The 18518-nt window shown below is 63.9% G+C and carries 18 protein-coding genes; 11 read left to right on the top strand and 7 right to left on the bottom strand.

What is annotated here, in order from left to right; translation table 11 throughout:
- Positions 1 to 77 precede the first annotated feature (77 nt).
- Complete coding sequence (locus FJ527_RS02500) at positions 78 to 710, top strand: class I SAM-dependent methyltransferase (protein WP_140614880.1); 633 nt, start codon at positions 78 to 80, stop codon at positions 708 to 710.
- On the opposite strand, the gene FJ527_RS02495 is transcribed toward FJ527_RS02500, so the two are convergent.
- Entirely contained in the window at positions 707 to 3160 is a 2454-nt protein-coding gene (locus FJ527_RS02495) for an FAD-dependent oxidoreductase (protein ID WP_140821526.1), read from the bottom strand. The genes FJ527_RS02500 and FJ527_RS02495 overlap by 4 nt on opposite strands.
- On the bottom strand, positions 3157 to 4044 hold the full coding sequence (locus tag FJ527_RS02490; protein ID WP_015314142.1) for a phosphotransferase family protein: 888 nt from the start codon (positions 4042 to 4044) through the stop codon (positions 3157 to 3159). The genes FJ527_RS02495 and FJ527_RS02490 overlap by 4 nt, the downstream gene beginning before the upstream one ends.
- A 416-nt stretch (positions 4045 to 4460) precedes the next feature.
- On the opposite strand from FJ527_RS02490, the gene FJ527_RS02485 reads away from it, so the two are divergent.
- Positions 4461 to 5228, top strand: a complete 768-nt coding sequence (locus tag FJ527_RS02485) for a DeoR/GlpR family DNA-binding transcription regulator (protein WP_140821524.1) — start codon at positions 4461 to 4463, stop codon at positions 5226 to 5228.
- Here the strand turns inward: FJ527_RS02485 and FJ527_RS02480 are convergent.
- From FJ527_RS02480 to FJ527_RS02465, 4 genes are all read right to left on the bottom strand, one after another.
- Positions 5225 to 6124, bottom strand: coding sequence for an NAD(P)/FAD-dependent oxidoreductase (locus tag FJ527_RS02480; RefSeq protein ID WP_140821522.1), 900 nt, complete (start codon positions 6122 to 6124; stop codon positions 5225 to 5227). The two genes, FJ527_RS02485 and FJ527_RS02480, sit on opposite strands and share 4 nt — an antisense overlap.
- Positions 6114 to 6563 (bottom strand): Rrf2 family transcriptional regulator, encoded by a 450-nt coding sequence (locus tag FJ527_RS02475; RefSeq protein ID WP_140786980.1) that lies wholly within the window; start codon positions 6561 to 6563, stop codon positions 6114 to 6116. The genes FJ527_RS02480 and FJ527_RS02475 overlap by 11 nt, the downstream gene beginning before the upstream one ends.
- A 69-nt stretch (positions 6564 to 6632) precedes the next feature.
- Positions 6633 to 7994 (bottom strand): HAMP domain-containing sensor histidine kinase, encoded by a 1362-nt coding sequence (locus tag FJ527_RS02470; RefSeq protein ID WP_140821520.1) that lies wholly within the window; start codon positions 7992 to 7994, stop codon positions 6633 to 6635.
- 10 nt (positions 7995 to 8004) lie between these two features.
- Positions 8005 to 8679, bottom strand: a complete 675-nt coding sequence (locus FJ527_RS02465) for a response regulator transcription factor (protein ID WP_140723151.1) — start codon at positions 8677 to 8679, stop codon at positions 8005 to 8007.
- Positions 8680 to 8978: 299 nt separating this feature from the next.
- On the opposite strand from FJ527_RS02465, the gene FJ527_RS02460 reads away from it, so the two are divergent.
- The 3 genes from FJ527_RS02460 (at position 8979) to FJ527_RS02450 (ending at position 11177) form a co-directional block, all read left to right on the top strand.
- Complete coding sequence (locus tag FJ527_RS02460; RefSeq protein WP_140821518.1) at positions 8979 to 9578, top strand: phospholipid methyltransferase; 600 nt, start codon at positions 8979 to 8981, stop codon at positions 9576 to 9578.
- Positions 9575 to 10192: a DedA family protein gene (locus FJ527_RS02455; RefSeq protein WP_140821516.1), complete on the top strand. Its 618-nt coding sequence runs from the start codon at positions 9575 to 9577 to the stop codon at positions 10190 to 10192. The genes FJ527_RS02460 and FJ527_RS02455 overlap by 4 nt, the downstream gene beginning before the upstream one ends.
- 79 nt (positions 10193 to 10271) lie before the next feature.
- Entirely contained in the window at positions 10272 to 11177 is a 906-nt protein-coding gene (locus tag FJ527_RS02450) for a LysR substrate-binding domain-containing protein (protein ID WP_015314134.1), read from the top strand.
- Here the strand turns inward: FJ527_RS02450 and FJ527_RS02445 are convergent.
- On the bottom strand, positions 11174 to 11665 hold the full coding sequence (locus tag FJ527_RS02445; protein ID WP_140821514.1) for a helix-turn-helix domain-containing protein: 492 nt from the start codon (positions 11663 to 11665) through the stop codon (positions 11174 to 11176). The two genes, FJ527_RS02450 and FJ527_RS02445, sit on opposite strands and share 4 nt — an antisense overlap.
- Positions 11666 to 11741: 76 nt before the next feature.
- Between FJ527_RS02445 and FJ527_RS02440 the strand changes: the two genes are divergently transcribed.
- The 6 genes from FJ527_RS02440 (at position 11742) to FJ527_RS02410 (ending at position 18514) form a co-directional block, all read left to right on the top strand.
- A complete protein-coding gene (locus FJ527_RS02440; protein ID WP_140821512.1) occupies positions 11742 to 12587 on the top strand; it encodes a class I SAM-dependent methyltransferase in 846 nt (281 codons plus the stop codon).
- Between the two features lie 207 nt (positions 12588 to 12794).
- The gene (locus FJ527_RS02435; RefSeq protein ID WP_140821510.1) at positions 12795 to 13949 is read left to right on the top strand and encodes an ABC transporter substrate-binding protein; all 1155 of its coding nucleotides are present in this window, start codon (positions 12795 to 12797) and stop codon (positions 13947 to 13949) included.
- A 244-nt stretch (positions 13950 to 14193) separates the two neighbouring features.
- Complete coding sequence (locus tag FJ527_RS02425; RefSeq protein ID WP_140821508.1) at positions 14194 to 15192, top strand: ABC transporter ATP-binding protein; 999 nt, start codon at positions 14194 to 14196, stop codon at positions 15190 to 15192.
- 14 nt (positions 15193 to 15206) lie between these two features.
- Positions 15207 to 16157, top strand: coding sequence for an ABC transporter permease (locus tag FJ527_RS02420; RefSeq protein WP_210241247.1), 951 nt, complete (start codon positions 15207 to 15209; stop codon positions 16155 to 16157).
- The gene (locus FJ527_RS02415; protein ID WP_140723137.1) at positions 16147 to 16962 is read left to right on the top strand and encodes an ABC transporter permease; all 816 of its coding nucleotides are present in this window, start codon (positions 16147 to 16149) and stop codon (positions 16960 to 16962) included. The genes FJ527_RS02420 and FJ527_RS02415 overlap by 11 nt, the downstream gene beginning before the upstream one ends.
- Before the next feature lie 124 nt (positions 16963 to 17086).
- On the top strand, positions 17087 to 18514 hold the full coding sequence (locus FJ527_RS02410) for a gamma-aminobutyraldehyde dehydrogenase (protein ID WP_140821504.1): 1428 nt from the start codon (positions 17087 to 17089) through the stop codon (positions 18512 to 18514).
- Positions 18515 to 18518: the final 4 nt, after the last annotated feature.

The raw sequence follows: 18518 nt of genomic DNA, 5'->3' as shown, positions 1-18518 counted from the left end.
GCGTTATTTCTCGGCTGCACGGTTCCACAATTTTCGCCGTTTGGCTATCATCGCGGCGAGACGAGGGATGGTGGACAGTGGCGGACAGCAAACATCAAGGTGCGCTCGGCGAGGTCTACGCGGCCAAGCGCCCGGAAGAGGTGGCCGCACTGTACGACCGCTGGTCGCAAACCTACGACGCCGACATGTCGGCAGCCGGCTACCGCCACCCGACCATCTGCCTTGCTTTGCTCGCGCGCCACCTGCCGCGCGGGTCAGCCCCGCTGCTCGACGCCGGGGCCGGTACCGGGCTGATCGGCGAGTGGCTCGATATTGCCGGCTATCCCCAGGTCGAGGCGCTGGATATCTCGCAAGGCATGCTGGATCAGGCCGCGCGCAAGGGCGTCTATTCGGCGCTGCATTGCCTGGCGCTCGGCGGCGCCTTGCCATTTGCCGACAGCACCTATGCCGGCATCATCTCGGCCGGCGTCTTTACCTCCGGCCATGTCGGCGCCGAGGGACTGGACGAACTGATCCGCATCTGCCGGCCGGGTGGGGTGATCGTGCTGACGGTCAAGAACACGTTGTGGGATCACGGTTTTGCCGCGCGCATCGCCGAACTCGAGGCACAAGGCCTGGTCACGCGGGTCGAGGAAACACGACCATATGTCTCAATGCCAGGCGAGGCCGATACCGTCCCCAGCCGTGGCCTCGCCTTGCGCGTGAGTTAAGCCTTCACGCGCTCCATTGCCGGGTCGTATAGCGGCTCAAGATGGATTTGAGCCGGCGTCCGCTCCATCGCCACCACAAGTTCATAGCTGCCCGAGGCGAGAAAATGGTCGCTTACTCCGTCGGCGTTGCGCACATAACCGTAGCCGATGTTCTTTCCCACCGTGTAGCCATAGCCGCCGCTGGTGAGATAGCCGACCGGCTGGCCATCGCGCAGGATGGTCTCGCGTCCGACGAGCACGATCTCCGGATCATAGACCGTGAAACCGGCAAAGCACTTCTTCAGGGACTCGCCGCCAACCTTCTCGAGTGCGCGCCGTCCGACGAAGTCGGTGTTCTTGCGCAGCTTGACCGCCCAGCCGAGCCCAGCCTCCAGCGGTGTGTCGTTGGGCGTGATGTCGGAGCCCCAGGCGCGATAACCCTTTTCCAGCCGCAGCGATTCCAGCGCGCGGTAACCGACCGGCCGGATGTCGTGCTTCCCGCCGGCCGCCATCAGCACGTCGAAGACTTCGCCGGTGGCGGCGATCGGCACATGCAGTTCCCAGCCGAGTTCGCCGACATAGGTGACGCGCAGCGCCCGGACCGTGTGACCGGCTATTGTGATCTCGCGCACATGGCCGAACGGGAAGCCGGCATTCGACACATCCGCATCGGTCACCGCCGAAAGTACGTCGCGGGCGCGCGGTCCCATCAGCGACAGCGTGCCGAAGTCCTCGGTGACATCGGCGAGCTGTGCATCGAGGCCGTGGCCAATATGGTCGCTGATCCACGAGGCATCATGGGTGCGGAAACCGGTGCCGGTGACGATATAGAATTTTTCCTCGGCCAGCCGCGACACGGTTAGGTCGGCCTCGATGCCGCCGCGCGTGTTGAGGAGTTGCGTGTAGGTCAGCCGGCCGACCGGCTTGCCGACATCGTTGGCGCAGATCCAGTCCAGGGCCCTCGCCGCGTCGGGCCCGCTCAGCTCGTACTTGGCGAAGGACGACTGGTCGAAGATACCGACATGCTCGCGCACGTGCCGATGTTCGTCGCCGACGGCGGCGAACCAGTTCTGCCGGCCCATCGAATAGATGTCCTTCGGCTCGACGCCCTCCGGCGCGAACCAGTTCGGCCGTTCCCAGCCGAGCTTGGAGCCGAACACGGCGCGATGGTCTTTCAGTCTGTCGTAGAGCGGGGAGACGATGCGCGGCCGGCCGCTGGTGTATTCCTCATGCGGGAAGCCGATCGCGTAATGTTTGCCATAGGCTTCCAGCGTACGTTCGCTCACCCATTGCCGGTCGCGGTGCAGGTTGGAAAAACGCCTGATGTCGACCACCCAAAGGTCGAGCGGCGCCTCGCCGTCGACCACCCATTGCGCCAGCACCCAGCCGGCGCCGCCGCCCGAGGCGATGCCGAAGGCGTTGAAGCCGGCGCCGACGAACATGTTGGCGCATTCGGGCGCCACACCGAGGATGAAATTGCCGTCCGGCGTGAAGCTTTCCGATCCGTTGATCATCTGCTTGACACCGACCGTCTCCAGCGCCGGCACCCGCGCGATCGCCTGCGCCATGTGCTGCTCGAAATGATCGTAGTCGTCGTCGAACAGCCGGAACTCCCAATCATTGGGCACGTCGCCCCCGGGAAGATTGGTCGTCCAGGCTTGCGGGTTCGGCTCATAGCCGCCCATCACCAGCCCGCCGACCTCCTCCTTGAAATAGGTGCGCCGATCGGGGTCGCGCAGCGTCGGCGCGTCGGTTGCCAGCCCCGCGATTTTCTCGGTGATGATATACTGGTGCTTGACCGGCTGCAGCGGCACGTTGATGCCGGCCATCGCGCCGACCTGCCGCGCCCATTGCCCGGCGCAGTTCACCACCTTGTCGCAAGCGATGTCGCCTTGATTGGTCTTCACCGCCGTGATGCGGTCGCCCTTCATCTCGAAACCCGTGACGCGCACGTCCTCGTAGAGATTGGCGCCGTGCATGCGCGCGCCCTTGGCCAGCGACTGCGTGATGTCGGAAGGGCTCGCCTGGCCGTCGGTCGGCAGCCAGGAGGCGCCGACGAGATCGCCGGTCTCCATCAAGGGCCACATCGCCTTGACCTCCGCCGGAGACAGCAGCTGCATGTCCATGCCGAAGCTTTTCGCCGTGGTCGCCAGCCGTTTGTATTCGGTCCAGCGGTCGGCATTGGTGGCGAGCCTGAGGCACCCCGTCATCTTCCAGCCGGTGGCAAGACCGGTTTCGGCTTCCAGCCCCTTGTAGAGGTCGACCGAGTATTTCAGTACCCGCGTGATCGAGGCCGACGAGCGCAACTGGCCGACCAGGCCGGCGGCATGCCAGGTCGAGCCCGAGGTCAGCTTGCCCTGTTCGAGCAGTACCACGTCGGCCTTGTGGTCACGCGCCAGATGATAGGCCGTCGAACAGCCGATGATGCCGCCGCCGATGACGACGATCTCGGCCTGGCTAGGCAAGGTCATGATTTCAGGATCCCGTATTTTATCCGGTAGTTTTCCAGCGCCGCGTCGAGCCGCGCCAGGTTTTCCTCGGTGTAGGCGACGTAGTCGATGCCCGGGGCGTCGAGATAGAGCTCCGACACCATGCTCCACATCGCCTCGCGCAGCAGCGAGGCACATTGCATGGCGGCGTGCGAGCGGCGGATCGCCTCGTCCGGTTCCTTCATGAAATAGGCGGTCAGGAAGGCGAAGGATTCCTCGTCGCTCATGCCCGCGTTCGAGGCGACGCCGGCAAGGTCGAACATCGCCGTATTGAAGCCGGCATATTCGAAATCGATCAGCCAAAGCCTGCCGCCGTCGTCGAGAATATTAGCCGGCAAAAGATCATTGTGGCCAAAGACGATCGGCAGCAATTTCTGGGCGCGCTCCAGTTCGTCGGCCAACACCAGAAAGCGCGGCAGGTCACCGCGCTTGCGGCTGTTGCCCTCGTCCAGCGTGCGTGCATAGTCGCGGATGACGTGGAACACCCAGAACATGAAGCCGGCGCCGGAGATATGGTTGGGCATCTCGCGGTGAAAGCCGCGCATCAGCGTCGCGACGCGGCCGAGATTGGCGCGCACGTCCTCGGCCAGATAGGTTCTGGCGCCAAGAAACGCCGTCACCATGATCCCCGGTTCGGCGTAACGGACCGCCGGTGCGAAGCCCGCCGCGTGAGCCGCCCGCGCGGTCATCACCTCCCGTTCGCGGAAGACATGGTGGAACGGATAATCCTGGCCGAAACGCACCACATGTTTGCCGGCCGCATCGGTGACCACATAATTGGCGTTGCTCAGGCCGCCGGGCAGCGGCGCGATCTCGATGGCGCCCGTCCAGCACGGCAGGGCGTGGATGCGGTCTTCGGCAATCACGGGTTCATCCCTGGTTCGCAGGCCTGGTTTGCTGGGCTTCGATATGGCGCCATGGGCGGCGCAACGACGGCGGGGTGAAACGCAAACAATCTCGTCGGTGCGGGATGCCAGGATCGGTATCCCGCACCGCACCGACGAGCCCCTTGGCCAGGTTTATGAGCCCGGCATCCGCCCCCGCGGATCTGAAAATTCCTTGCGCCAGACACGTTACAGGCTGCCTGGGGTCAGTGAATTGCAGCTCTGCCAATTACATCCCGCTGCAGTTCCGAACCCTGTTGAAGATGGATTTCACGCCGGGGTTGCTCTTCTGTCAATAAAAAGATGTGACTTTTTTTGGGTGTTTTGTCCGAAAGCATGCGCAATTTCCTTAAAAGCGCTAGGAATGCCTTAGAATCGGTCATTTTTGGGATGCCCATATGAACCACTCGAAACGGCATGGCGAGATCCTGCGGCTGCTGCAGGAAGAGGGAACCGTCACTATCGCCAGCCTGGCCGACCGGTTGGGCGTTTCGCTCGAGACCGTGCGCCGCGACGTCAAGCCGCTCACCGGCGACGGCTCGGTTCTGAAGATGCATGGCGCCGTCGGCCTGCCGTCGATGGTCGGCGAAGCGCCGTTCGAACGGCGCATGCGCGAGCATGCCGACGCCAAGCGAAGCATTGCCCGCGCGGTCGCGGCCACCATCCGCGACGGCGAATCGATCATGCTCGACACCGGCACCACGACCTCGTTCCTGGCGCGCGAACTGCTCGGCCACCGGCGCCTGACGGTCGTCACCAATTCGTCCGACATCGCCCGCACCCTGGCCACCATTAACGGCAACAAGGTCTATATGGCCGGCGGCGAGCTGCGCAGCGATTCAGGCGCCGCGTTCGGGACGTCGGCCATCGAGTTCGTCAGCCGCTTCTCGGTCAGCCACGCCATCATCTCCACCGGCGCCGTGGATGCGGTGACGGGTGTCATGGACTTTGATCTGGACGAGGCGGAATTCGCCCGCATGGTGCTGTCGCGGGGCCAGCGCTCGCTGGTCGTCACTGACCACACGAAGTTCGGCCGCCATGGCCTGGTCCAGGTCTGCGGCTTCGACGGCTTTTCCGAACTCGCCACCGACCGCGCGCCGCCGCACGACATTGCCGCGGCACTGGCGCAAGCCGGGGCGCGCCTCAGCGTGGCCGGCGGAATTTAGCCGAAGACCAGCGACTGGTGGGCGCACACGCCCGCGAAGGTGCCGCCCGACACGGCGAAGGCGATGTTGTGCATCGCACGTGCCGCGTCACCGGCGGCATAGACGCCGGGAACCGTCGTTTGCTGCCGGTCATCGACTGATATCATCGGGCCGAGCAGGCCGTCCTTGAGGCCGCAGCCGAGTTGTTCGGCCAGCGGGCTCGCCATCGTGTTGCGTGGCGCGGTGAATATCGCCTTGACGCCAGCCTGCCGGCCATCGACGAGATGGACAACCAAGCCGCCGGAGCCATCATCGCTCAGTTCGTTGACCGTCGCGGGCTCGAACCTTACATTCCTGCTCTCAAGCGCATGCATCTCGTCGGCATCGGGCTTGATCAGTCCGTTGCCGAACAGCGTGACGTCGCCCCAATCGGAAATCAGTTGCGCCTGATGCATGGACATCGGGCCGGTCGCGAGCACGCCGAGCGGCCCGGTGGAAACCTCGTAGCCGTGGCAATAGGGGCAATGCAGCACGGTTCTGCCCCATTGCTCGGCAAGCCCGGGAACCTCCGGCAGGATGTCGCGCACGCCGGTTGCCAGCACCAGTCGTGCTGCGCCGAATGTCTCGCCGCCATCGGTGGTGATTTCGAAATCGCTGCTGCTGTTGGCAATGGCTTTGTCCGCCCGTGCGGTCGCAAGCCTGGCCGTCGGGTAGGCAAGCAATTGCCGCCTTGCATCGTCCAGGATCGCTCCAGGCGTGCGTCCGTCCTGGCCGAGAAAGCAGTGCGAATGCGCGGCAAAGCGGTTGCGCGGCTGGCCGGCGTCGATCACCAGCACGGTGCGCCGCGCCCGCGCCGCCTGCATGGCGGCGGACAGGCCGGCGAAGCTGCCGCCGATAACGGCAAGATCATACTGCATGGCTGGAAACTCCAACGAGGTCGAAACGACGGCGAAAATCGGCTGTCAGGTCGGCCAGCGTGATGCGGCTGAGCTTCTCCGCCAGCAGCTTCTCGGCCGCGATGCGAAAATCGTCGAGCACGGCGATCACCGCTTGCTCGACGAGACAGCCCGGGCTTTCCGGTTCGGTGCTGAACGGCAGCAGCGTCTCGCCAAGGGCAAGGCTGATCTCGGAAAGTGAAATGTTCTCGGGCGCGCGCCCGAGCAGCCAGCCGCCGCCATGTCCGCGTGACGAGGTGACGATGCCGGCGTCGCGCAAGCCTGCGATGGTCCGGCGCACCACCACCGGATTGGTATGGATGAAGGTGGCAAGCTGCTCGGAGGTCAGAGCCTGCTCGGGCTTCTCGGCCATGTGAACGAGGATGTGCAGAGTGGAGGACAGTCGGCTATTGCGTTTCATGTAACTTAGTTAGTTACGATTTATCGCAATGTCAAACGCGCCAGCGGCCTTGCGAGGTTGGCGGCAAGGCTAAACGGGTAAAGCGCGAAAACTCATCCTGAAGCAGGCGCCGCTGGGCTTGCCATCGAGGATATCGATGCGGCCGCCATGGAGATACATGATTTCCTGCACGAGATTGAGGCCGAGGCCGGCGCCATGATCCTGCGGGCGCAGCCGATAGAAGGGCTCGAAGATGCGCTCCCGCTCGCCCGGCGGGATGCCGTCGCCTTCGTCCCGGACCTCGATGATGGCGGGCGTTGTGACGGTGACGGTGATCTTGCCAGCGCGGCCGCCATGCTCGATGGCGTTCTGGACGATGTTGGTCACCGCGCGCTCGATGGCGGTGCGGTCTCCGGTGGCGAACATCGTGTCCCGTTCCGGCTCGAACGACATTTCGTAACCGGCAGAAAACGCCATCGGCGCGAGGTCCACGATAACGCCGCGCGCGGTCGCCACGAGATCGACCGCTTCGAACGGCGACGTCTGCCGGTCGAGGCGCTGCAGGTCGAGCAACTGGTCGGTCAGCGTCGAAAGCCTGGCCGCGTCCTGCAGCAGCCGTGCCCGCTCCGGTGTCGCCGGCAGCGAGGCGAGGCGCGTGTTGAGGATGGCGACCGGTGTCCTGAGCTCATGGGCGGCGTCGGTGAGGAAGCGCTTGTGGCGCTCATAGCCCTTGTCCAGGCGCGCAAGGGCGGCATTCACGGCCTTGACCAGCGGCGTCACTTCCGTCGGCACGTCCTTGAGCGGCAACTGCACGCCGCGCTGGTCGATGTCGATGCGCTCAGCCTCGGCCGCCGCATGGCCAAGGCCCGACAAAGCGCCACGCACCACCCATGGCGTCGCGAACAGCGTGGCCAGCGCCATCAGCCCGGCGAGCGGCAATATGCCCTGCAGGAAGAATTGCGGCGCCTGGCCGAGCAGACGCAGCAGCGAAAGCCCACCCTTGGTGCCGCTGAAAATCTGGACGTTGCCGGCCATCGTGTCGGTCCAGCGGATCTTTCCCTCCGGCGGCGCGGCTTGTCCGATTGCATGGCTGATACGGGCGTCGCTGATCGTGTCCAGCAGTCCGCTGAAAGGCTGGAAGATGGGCGGCACGGTCCCCTCCTGCAGCCTTTGCCCCTGCTTGTCTCGAATGATGAACCAGAGGTCGGGAACACCTGACCGCAGCTTCGTCAGGTCCGAGGTCTCGCGCAGAACCAACTTGCCGCCGGCATCGCGTGTCACCGCATCCGCCAGCACGTCCATCGTGCCGTCCTCGTAATCGTGCGGGATAAGGCCGGTGGCCAGCATGGCGCCGAGAATGCCGACGATGATCAGGGTCAGCATGGCGCATTGCAGCAAGGCGATGCGCAGCACCAAGCTCCATTTCAGCGAATGCGGGCGCTTGAGGCTCATCGCTTGGCGCTCATGTCGTCTCGCGCAGGAGATAGCCGACGCCGCGAATGCCGTTGATCGTCACCCCGGCATTGGCATCGGCGAGCTTGCGGCGCAGGCGCGAGACATGCGTGTCGAGCGCGTTGGACTGGATCTCGTCGTCGAGACCGAACACCGCCTCCATCAGCGCCTCGCGCTGCACCATGCGGCCGGTGCGGCGCATCAGACCCTCCAGCACAAGGAGCTCGCGGCGCGGCAGGCTGAGCGGTTCGGCACGGATCGACGCTTCGCGATGTCCGACGTCGAGCACCAGATCGCCGGCGCGGATGAACTGCGACTGCAGCGGCGCCGGGCGCCTGAGCAGCGCGCGCAACCGGGCAAGCAGTTCCTCGAACGCGAATGGCTTTGCCAGATAATCGTCCGCGCCCATGTCCAGCCCATCGACCTTGTCCGACGTGTCGCCTCTCGCCGTCAGCACCAGCACGGGCGTGGTATTCCTGGCCGAACGCAGTCTCGGCACCAGCGACAGCCCGTCGCCATCCGGCAACTGGCGGTCGAGCAGGATGGCGTCATAGCTGTCGACGGCAACGAACCCCTCCGCCTCCAGCAATGTGCCGGCGTGATCGACCACCATATCGTGGCGCTTCAGCGCGGCACGCAGGGCCGAAACCATCTCGGGTTCGTCTTCGACCAGCAAGATACGCATCGACAATCCCTCAGAACATTGCGCCGGGCGCTACCGCGCCAACATTGCGTGAACATGGCAAAGCCGAAGGACTGCGGTCGACAGGCACTTTCTTAGCCTCAGCGAGATTGCGCAATGTCTATGCAACCCAGTCGCGGCAAACAACGCCGGGTCGGCACGAATCGCTCGCGCCGACGTGAAGGCGTCAGGCCCGAATATGCAACAGGTCGGGCCTGACGCTCGAAACCAATGACGCTGAAACGAAACCACGTGGCCACACCAAACTGGTTGGCGTGATGTTGTCCGGGATTGAGGTTACCATGCCCGCAAATGATGCTCTGTCTTTTCTCATGGCGTGGACCGTCGCGCCGTTCAGGGTCGGCTCCGTCACGCCGTCCAGTTCCAGCCTGGCGGCATTGATGACCCGTGACATTGGACCCGAGACCGGACCCGTGCTGGAACTCGGCCCAGGAACCGGGCCGTTCACGAGGGCGCTGCTGTCGTGCGGGGTGAAGGAGGAAGATTTGACGCTGATCGAATCCGATCCGGATTTCGCCGCACTGCTCATGCGTCGTTTTCCTGCTGCCCGGATTTTCGAAATGGACGCCGTCGGTCTGCGCCATCTCTCGCTCTTCCACCGGCCTGCGATTGGCGCCGCCGTCAGCGGCTTGCCTTTCCGGCTGATTTCGCCGCGCAGGACATTTGCGATTCTCGAAGGTGTTTTCGCCAACCTTCGCCCCGGCGGAGCGCTCTACCAGTTCACGCTCGGACGGAACTGCCCATTCGACCAGTCGCTGCTCGACAGGCTCGATCTCGGGGTTATGCGGGTTGGCCACACCTCTCGCAACTTCCCGCCGGCGACGGTCTATCGCATCGCCAGGCTCAAGACGTCAGGAACCTACGACTGGCGCTTCGCATGACGGGACCATTGTCGGCCATTCTTGGCTTCGGCCTGTTCGGCGTCTTCTGCCTCGCCTTTACCGAGAAGATTCTGCCGATCCCGCCCTCGCATGTGCTGCTGCTGTTCCTCGGCATGACGGCGGCGCCTGACGATGCGACGCTGGCAATTCTGCTTGGCCTGACCACGCTGGCCTCAACGACAGGCTGTCTCGTCTGGTACACTGTCGGCCGCCGGATCGGAATCGATCGCGCCGACAGGCTGGTCGAGCGGTTCGGCAGATATGTCTTCTTGCGCCCCGAGACCTACCGCAAGCTTGGCCAGGCCTATCGCCGCAACCATGTCAGGGTTTCCCTGCTGGCGCAGTTCATTCCGACGGTGCGCAACTATTTGCCGATCGCGGCCGGCGCGCTCTGCCTGCCAGCCTTACCTTTCGTGGTCGCGACGGTAGCCGGAGCCACGCTCTGGAATGCCGGCTTTCTGCTTACAGGCTATGCGCTGCATGGCAGCGGCCAGAGCCCGCTCGCCGTCGGCTTTCGCATCATCGCTATTGTCGTGGCGCTGGAAACGGCATTCATGCTTGCCTTGCGCTACGGCCCGGCATGCTGGCGGCGCATCCGACCGATGCCGGGCTGAGCCAGGGCCACGCATCCAGCCATGGGATAAGCGTCGCCATCGGCTTTTCTTCGCGGTTGCGGCGGTGTTTAGTCCGGCCATGGCCTTCACCATCCGGCAGTTGCAGTTCTTCATCGCCGTCGCCGAGCAAGGCACGGTATCGCGCGCGGCGCAAAACCTCTCCATCTCGCAATCGTCGGTCACCGAGGCGATCAAGGAACTTGAAAGCGATCTTGGCGTCGAACTGTTCGAGCGCCATCCGCGCGGCCTCAACATCACCCACAAGGGTCACCAGTTCCTGCGTCACGCGACAAAGATTCTCGCCGACGTGTCCGACGCCCGCCGCTCTTTTTCCGGCGAGCAGGCCGTGGCGGGCGGGCGGCTGCAACTGGGCGTCACCTCGCTGGTCGCCGGCTATGTGCTGTCGGACCTGCTTTCACGCTACCGCCGCGCCTATCCCGGCGTCGAGGTCTCGGCCATCGAGGACAATGGCGACTACCTCGAACATCTCCTGATCGGCGGCAAGCTGGACATTGCCGTCATGGTCACCTCCAATTTGCGCGACCGCACTGCACTGCAATCGGAAATCCTCGAAGTCTCGGCCTACCGGCTGTGGCTGCCGCTCGGCCATCCCCTGGCTGGCGCCGACATTATCGGCATCGGCGATATCGCCTCCGAACCGCTGATCATGCTGACCGTTGACGAGATCGAGGAAAACACCGGCAAGCTGCTGACGGCGATCGGCGCCAGGCCGCATGTCGCCTTCCGCACCCGTTCCGTGGAGGCCGTTCGCAGCCTCGTCGCCACCGGGGCCGGCGTGGCGCTGCTGCCTGACCTCGTCTACCGACCCTGGTCGCTGGAGGGCGACCGCATCGAATCGCGCGACATTTCCGGTTCCTTGCCGGTGGTGCAGGTTGGCATGGTCTGGCGGCGGGGATCTGGCTTGGCCGCCGCGGCGCGCGATTTTGTGGGTCTTGCCCAGTCGCAGCGGACGGTGCGCCGCTAGTGTGGTCTGCTCCCGGCGACGCCGCCAGTCTTGCGCTTGCGCTTTGTGGCGGGAACCGGCTCCGCTTTGAAAGGCCCGAGCGGAGCAACCTCGAAGCGGCCGGCGCCGGCAAGCCTGACGGCGCGGCGAAACGTCGGACACTCCATCGACCGAGCGGCGGGGCATCGGGCGGCGTGACGCAAAGCCTCCCGGATCGCGGTCAGGCGCTGGATGGTGTGGTCCAGTTCGTTGGCCTTCGCATCCAGGCGCGCCCGATCCATTTTCGGCAGGCCGTCGGGCGTCAGCATCGCGGAAATCTCGTCCAGTGCGAATCCGCCGGCGCGTCCAAGCCCAATCAAGGCGAGCCGTTCCAGGACAGCCGGATCGAACAAGCGGCGCAGGCCGCGACGGCCGATCGAAGCAATTAGGCCCTTCTCCTCGTAGTAACGAAGTGTCGATGCGGGTACGCCGGTGCGGCGCGACACTTCGGCAATGTCCATATCTTTCATGCTTGACCTCAAGTCGGCTTGAACTCGTAAAGTGATGGCGACGGTTGGTGAGAGCAACAGAAAAGTGAGGTCCGTTATGTCGCGATCCGCACAGCCAAACACACGGCAAGCCGCGCTCTGGAACGACGCCAGCGGAAAGGCCTGGGTCGAAATGCAGCCGATCCTTGACGAGTTTCTGGCGCCGTTCGAGCGGCTGGTAGTCGATGCCGGCTATCCTGGGGAAGGGGGCAACGTCCTGGACATCGGCTGCGGCGCCGGCGCGACAACTCTGGCGATGGCGCGCCGCGTCGGCAACAACGGACGTTGTGTTGGGCTGGACATTTCGCAGCCGCTTGTCGCTCTGGCGACAGAACGCACGCAGGCGGAAGAGGTGGCAAACGCAAGTTTTGAAGTGGGCGATGCCCAGACGTATGCGTTCGAATCAGGTCGCTTCGACGCTGTTGTCTCGCGCTTTGGTATCATGTTCTTCGATGATCCCGTGGCCGCGTTCTCCAACATAAGACAGGCAGCGAGGCGCGGTGGCAAACTCGCCTTTGTTGCCTGGCGCAGTCCAGCGGAGAACGATTTCATGACGACCGCCGGGCGAGCGGCTGCGCCTTTCCTGCCGACCGCACCCGCGCCAGACCCCGATGCGCCGGGGCAGTTTGCCTTTGCCGACGGCGCCAAGGTGAAGCGGATACTTGAAGCGAGCGGCTGGTCGTCAATCGACGTCAGACAGGCGAACTTACCATGTAAGATCGCCGAAGGGGATCTGATGATGTATGCCACCCGGCTAGGGCCGCTCGCCGCCGCGCTGCGCGAGGTCGACCAGGCGACGGCCGAAAAAATTATCACGGTGTTGCCTGCTGCCTTCGCCCCTTTCGTAAAGGATGGTCAGGCTCGTTTCAACGCCGCCTGCTGGCTGGTGACGGCGCTGGCCTGAGGGAGTATATCGGAAAAACCGATATCGGCCTTCTGATAAATGAATTTGCGAAACCGGGATTTTCAAAGCACCTTCCGTTGGAAGGACCAAAGCTGCCATCAGAGTGGCGTCAAGTCCAACGGACGAGCTGACAAGTTTTTCAGTCCGCGCGTGATCTGGCGACAACCGGAGCGGTTTCAGGATCACGCGCCAAAATGGGAGATCGATATGCATTCATTCCTGAAGTCGTGCACTGCCTTGACGGTCGCGCTGACCTTCTCCGGCCAGGCCATCGCCCAGGTGAAGGAACTCGGCAGGGGCGAAGGTCAGGTCAACATCGTCGCCTGGCCGGGCTACATCGAGCGCGGCGAGACCGACAAGGGCTATGACTGGGTGAGCGCCTTCGAGAAGGAGAGCGGTTGCAAGGTCAACGTCAAGACCGCCAACACCTCGGATGAAATGGTCTCGCTGATGAACGAGGGCGGCTTCGACCTCGTCACAGCTTCGGGCGATGCCTCGCTGCGGCTCGTCGCCGGCAAGCGCGTGCAGCCGATCAACACCGATCTCATCCCGAGTTGGAAGACGGTCGACGACCGGCTGAAGGACGCGCCCTGGTTCACCGTCGACAAGGTGCATTACGGCGTCCCCTATCAGTGGGGTCCCAACATCCTGATGTACAACACCGAGGTCTTCAAGGAAGCACCGAAGAGCTGGAACGTCGTCTTCGAGGAGATGAAGCTGCCGGATGGCAAGTCCAACAAAGGCCGCGTCCAGGCCTATGACGGACCGATCCATATAGCGGATGCCGCCAATTATTTGATGTTCCACAAGCCGGAACTCGGCATCAAGGATCCCTACGAATTGAACGAGGACCAGTACAAGGCGGCGCTCGAATTGCTGCGCGTCCAGCGCACGCTGGTTGGCCGCTACTGGCACGACGCCGCCATCCAGGTCGACGATTTCCAGAACGAAGGCGTCGTTGCATCAGGCTCGTGGCCGTACCAGGTCAACACGCTGGTCGCCGCCAAGAAGCCGGTCGCCTCGACCGTGCCGGAAGAAGGCGTCACCGGCTGGGCCGACACCACCATGATGGAAGCCGACGCCGCTCACCCGAACTGCGCCTATATGTGGCTCGAGCATTCGCTGGCGCCGAAGGTGCAGGGCGATGTCTCCGCCTGGTTCGGCTCGCTGCCGGTCGTGCCGGCCGCCTGCAAGGGCAACGAGCTGCTCGGCGAGGAAGGCTGCAAGACCAACGGCTACGACAATTTCGACAAGATCAAGTTCTGGAAGACGCCGGTTTCCAAATGCGCCACGCAGAACGACCAGTGCGTGCCCTATTATCGCTGGGTATCGGACTATATCGGCGTCATCGGCGGACGGTAATCGCGCTTTGCTGAGAGCTTGGCGCTGCCCCTCATTGTCCTGCCGGACATTTCTCCCCGTATAGAGACGGGGAGAAAGACGCTGTTATCAATGGTTTCGCCAACTACCAACGTTGCAGAATAAGCGCCAATATCGCGACCAGCTTCCTTCTCCCCGTCACTATACGGGGAGAAGGTGCCGGCAGGCGGATGAGGGGCAGCGCAGACGCTTCAATTGAAGAGCCTGGGACATTGCAGGACACCCCATGATATCAGCCGTTTCCTTTCAAAAAGCCTCGCGCCATTTCGGCAGCGTTCGCGCTGTCGACGCTGTCGATCTCGACATCGCGCCAGGCGAATTCTTCGCCATGCTCGGGCCGTCCGGTTCGGGCAAGACCACGTGCCTGCGTCTTATCGCCGGCTTCGAGCAGCCGACGGCGGGTTCGATCTCGATCTTCGGCGAGCGGGCCGAGGGCGTGCCGCCCTACCGCCGCAACGTCAACACCGTGTTCCAGGACTACGCGCTGTTCCCGCATCTCAACGTGCTCGACAACGTCGCCTACGGGCTGATGGTCAAGCGTGTCGGCAAGGCCGAGCGGCACAAGGCGGCGGAAGAAGCGCTGTCGCTGGTGCGGCTGCCCGGCTATGGCGCGCGCCGGCCCGGCCAGCTTTCCGGGGGTCAGCGCCAGCGTGTCGCGCTCGCCCGTGCCCTGGTCAACCAGCCCAAGGTGCTGCTGCTCGACGAGCCGCTCGGCGCGCTCGACCTCAAGCTGCGCGAAAACATGCAGGAAGAGCTGAAATCGCTGCAGAAGGCGCTCGGCATCACCTTCGTCTTCGTCACTCACGACCAGGGCGAGGCGCTGTCGATGGCCGATCGCGTCGCCGTCTTCAACGATGGCAGGATCATGCAGATCGGCACGCCCGAGGATATTTATCAGCGGCCGAGCACGCGTTTCGTCGCCGATTTCGTCGGCTCCTCCAACGTGCTGCCGCCGGATTTCGTCCAGCGTTATTCCGGCCAGCACCGCTGGGGCAGCCTGCGCCCTGAATCCATTCGTGTCGGCCGCGCGGCGAGCGGCGAAGGCGTCGCCGCGCGCCTCGTCTCGACCAACTATCTCGGCGCCACGACAAGGCTGGCGCTCGATGCCGACGGGTTGAAACTGCACGCCGTGGTGCCTGCGGGAACGCCCCTGCCGGCGGAAGGTGAGGCGGTCATGCTCACCTTCAACCGCGAGCATCTGCACCTGATGGACGAGCCGGTATGAGCCTCGACGCTACCATGCCGCGTGCCACGGCGCCCGCCATCCTGCCCGGCAGCGGCGGAATGCGCGGGGCGCTGTCCGATCTCTTCTGGCGCCGACCCCAACTGTTGCTGCTGTTGATGCTCCTGCCGCCGGTGCTGTGGCTCGGCATCGTCTATATCGGCTCGCTGTTCGCGCTGCTGGCCCAGAGTTTTTTCTCGATCGACGAATTCTCGGGCCTCATCAATCGCCAATTCACGCTGAAGACCTATGGCGACCTGCTCCAGGCGGCCAATCTCGACATCATCTTGCGCACGGTGACGATGGCCGCATTGGTCACGCTTGCCTCCGCCATCGTCGCTTTCCCGATCGCCTACTATGCGGCGCGCTATGCGCGCGGCCGCTGGAAGGCGCTGTTCTATCTCGGCGTCATGCTGCCGCTGTGGTCGAGCTACCTGGTCAAGATCTATGCCTGGAAGCTGATCCTGGCCAAGGAAGGTATTTTAACCTGGCTGCTCGCCAAGCTGCATTTGTTGTGGCTGCTCGACGCCTGGCTGTCACTGCCGGTCGTCGGCGGCAATTCGCTGTCGGTGTCGTTCACCGGCACTTTCATCGTGTTCGTCTATGTCTGGCTGCCGTTCATGATCCTCCCCGTTCAGGCAGCCCTGGAGCGGGTGCCTGGCAATCTGGTCGAGGCCTCGTCCGATCTCGGTGCTTCGCCGGGGCAGACATTCCGCAACGTCTTATTCCCGCTGGCGCTGCCCGGCATCGTCGCCGGTTCGATCTTCACCTTCTCGCTGACATTGGGCGACTACATCATCCCGCAGATCATCGGCACCTCGCGCCTCTTCATCGGCCAGGCCGTCTATTCGCAGCAAGGCACCGCCGGCAACATACCGCTCGCCGCCGCCTTCACCGTGGTGCCCATCGTCATTATGGGTTTCTACCTCTGGGGCGCCAAGCGCATGGGGGCTTTCGATGCGCTCTGACCGTGGTCAATCCGCTCCCCTCGGCCTGAAGATCGCCGCCGCCAGCGGCCTGCTCTTCCTGCATCTGCCGATCCTGCTGATCTTCGTCTATGCCTTCACCACCGAGGAGAAGAGCTTCGTCTGGCCGCCGCCCGGGCTGACCACGCAATGGTTCGCCGTCACCTGGAACCGGCCAGATGTCTGGGAAGCGCTGTCGCTGTCGGTGCGCGTCGCCGCCATCTCGACCGCGATCGCGCTGCTGCTCGGCACGCTCTGCGCCGCAGCTGTGTCGCGGACGAAATTCTTCGGCCGCGAGACCATCTCGCTGCTGGTCATCCTGCCCATCGCGCTGCCCGGGATCATCACCGGCATCGCGCTGCGCTCGGCCTTTTCGCTGGCCGAAATCCCTTTCTCGTTCTGGACGATCGTGCTCGGCCACGCCACTTTCTGCGTGGTCGTCGTCTACAACAACGCGGTCGCTCGTTTCCGCCGCACCTCCGGTTCGATGATCGAGGCCTCGATGGATCTCGGCGCCGATGGCTTCCAGACCTTTCGCCATGTCGTGCTGCCCAACATCGCCACCGCACTGCTCGCAGGCGGCATGCTGGCCTTCGCCCTCTCGTTCGATGAGGTCATCGTCACCACCTTCACCGCCGGCCAGCAGCAGACCGTGCCGATCTGGATGCTGGAGGAACTGATCCGCCCGCGCCAGCGCCCGGTCACCAATGTCGTGGCCATGGTCGTCGTGCTGGTGACGCTGCTGCCGATCCTGGTTGCCTATTACTTGACCCGCGACGGCGACCAGATCGCCGGTTCGGGCAAATGAAAGTAGCGAGTAGTGAGTAGTGAGTAGTGAGTAGTGAGTAGATTTGGTCCGCTCTTTAACTACTCACTACTCACTACTCACTACTCACTAATTACCCCATTCGCTTCTGCCCAAGGAGACACCAATGGACACCCAGATGCTGATCGGCTCGAAATTCGAGAAGGGCACCGAGACCGAGGAGCCGATCCTCAATCCGAAGACCGGGGCGACCATCCTCAACCTGCCCGAGGCCAGCCAGGCACAGATCGAGGCGGCGGTGAGCGCCGCCGAAAAGGCGTTCGCCTTGTGGTCGCGCACCACGCCGGCACAGCGCTCCGGCTACCTCCTGAAGATCGCCGACCGCATCGAGACCGAGGCGCAGGAGTTCGCGACGCTGGAGGCGTTGAATTGCGGCAAGCCGATCAATGCGGTGCTCAATGACGAAATCCCGGCCATCGTCGACTGCTACCGCTTCTTCGCCGGGGCGGTGCGCTCTATGCCAGGTGTGGTCGCGGGCGAATATCTGCCTGGCCACACCTCGATGGTGCGGCGCGACCCGATCGGCATCGTCGCCTCGATCGCGCCCTGGAACTATCCGCTGATGATGATGGCCTGGAAGCTGGCGCCGGCGATCGCCGGCGGCAACACGGTGGTTTTCAAGCCGTCGGAGCAGACGCCGTTGACGGCGCTGAAGCTGGCGGGGATCCTGGCCGATGTCCTGCCCGAGGGCGTCGTTAATGTCGTGCTTGGCCGCGGCGACAGCGTCGGCAACACGCTGATCAACCACCCCAAGGTCAACATGATCTCGATCACCGGCGACGTCGCCACAGGCAGGAAGGTGCTGCAGGCCGCCGCCAAATCGGTCAAGCGCACGCATCTGGAACTCGGCGGCAAAGCGCCGGTCATCGTTTTCGACGACGCCGACCTTGGCGCCGTCGTCAAAGGCCTGCGCGCCTTCGGCTACTACAATGCCGGCCAGGACTGCACCGCCGCCTGCCGCATCTATGCCGGCAAGAAGATCTACGACAAGCTTGTCGCCGATCTCTCCACCGCCGTCTCGACCATCAAATACAATCTATCAGACGACGCCGAGAACGAAATCGGGCCGCTGATCTCGCGGCGCCAGCGCGACCGTGTCTCCAGCTTCGTGGAACGTGCTTCGGAGCTGAAGCACATCGAGATCACCACCGGCGGCAAGCCGGGCGAGGGCACCGGCTTCTACTACCAGCCGACCGTCGTCGCCGGCGCGCTGCAGGAGGATGAGATCGTGCGCCGCGAAGTGTTCGGCCCCGTCGTCTCGATAACCCGCTTCACGGAAGTGGACGAGGCGGTGACCTGGGCCAACGACAGCGATTACGGCCTGGCGTCATCCGTGTGGACCAAGGATGTTTCGCGCGCCATGGCGACCGCCGCGCGGCTGCAATATGGCTGCACCTGGATCAACACCCATTTCATGCTGACCAACGAGATGCCGCATGGCGGCCTGAAACAATCCGGCTACGGCAAGGACATGTCGCTCTATGCGCTGGAGGATTATACCGCCGTGCGCCATGTGATGGTTGCGCATGGGTGAGGAG

It is taken from the genome of Mesorhizobium sp. B2-4-18 (assembly GCF_006441385.1).
Classification (GTDB): Bacteria; Pseudomonadota; Alphaproteobacteria; order Rhizobiales; family Rhizobiaceae; genus Mesorhizobium; species Mesorhizobium australicum.
This window is presented reverse-complemented; position numbering and strand designations above follow the sequence as displayed.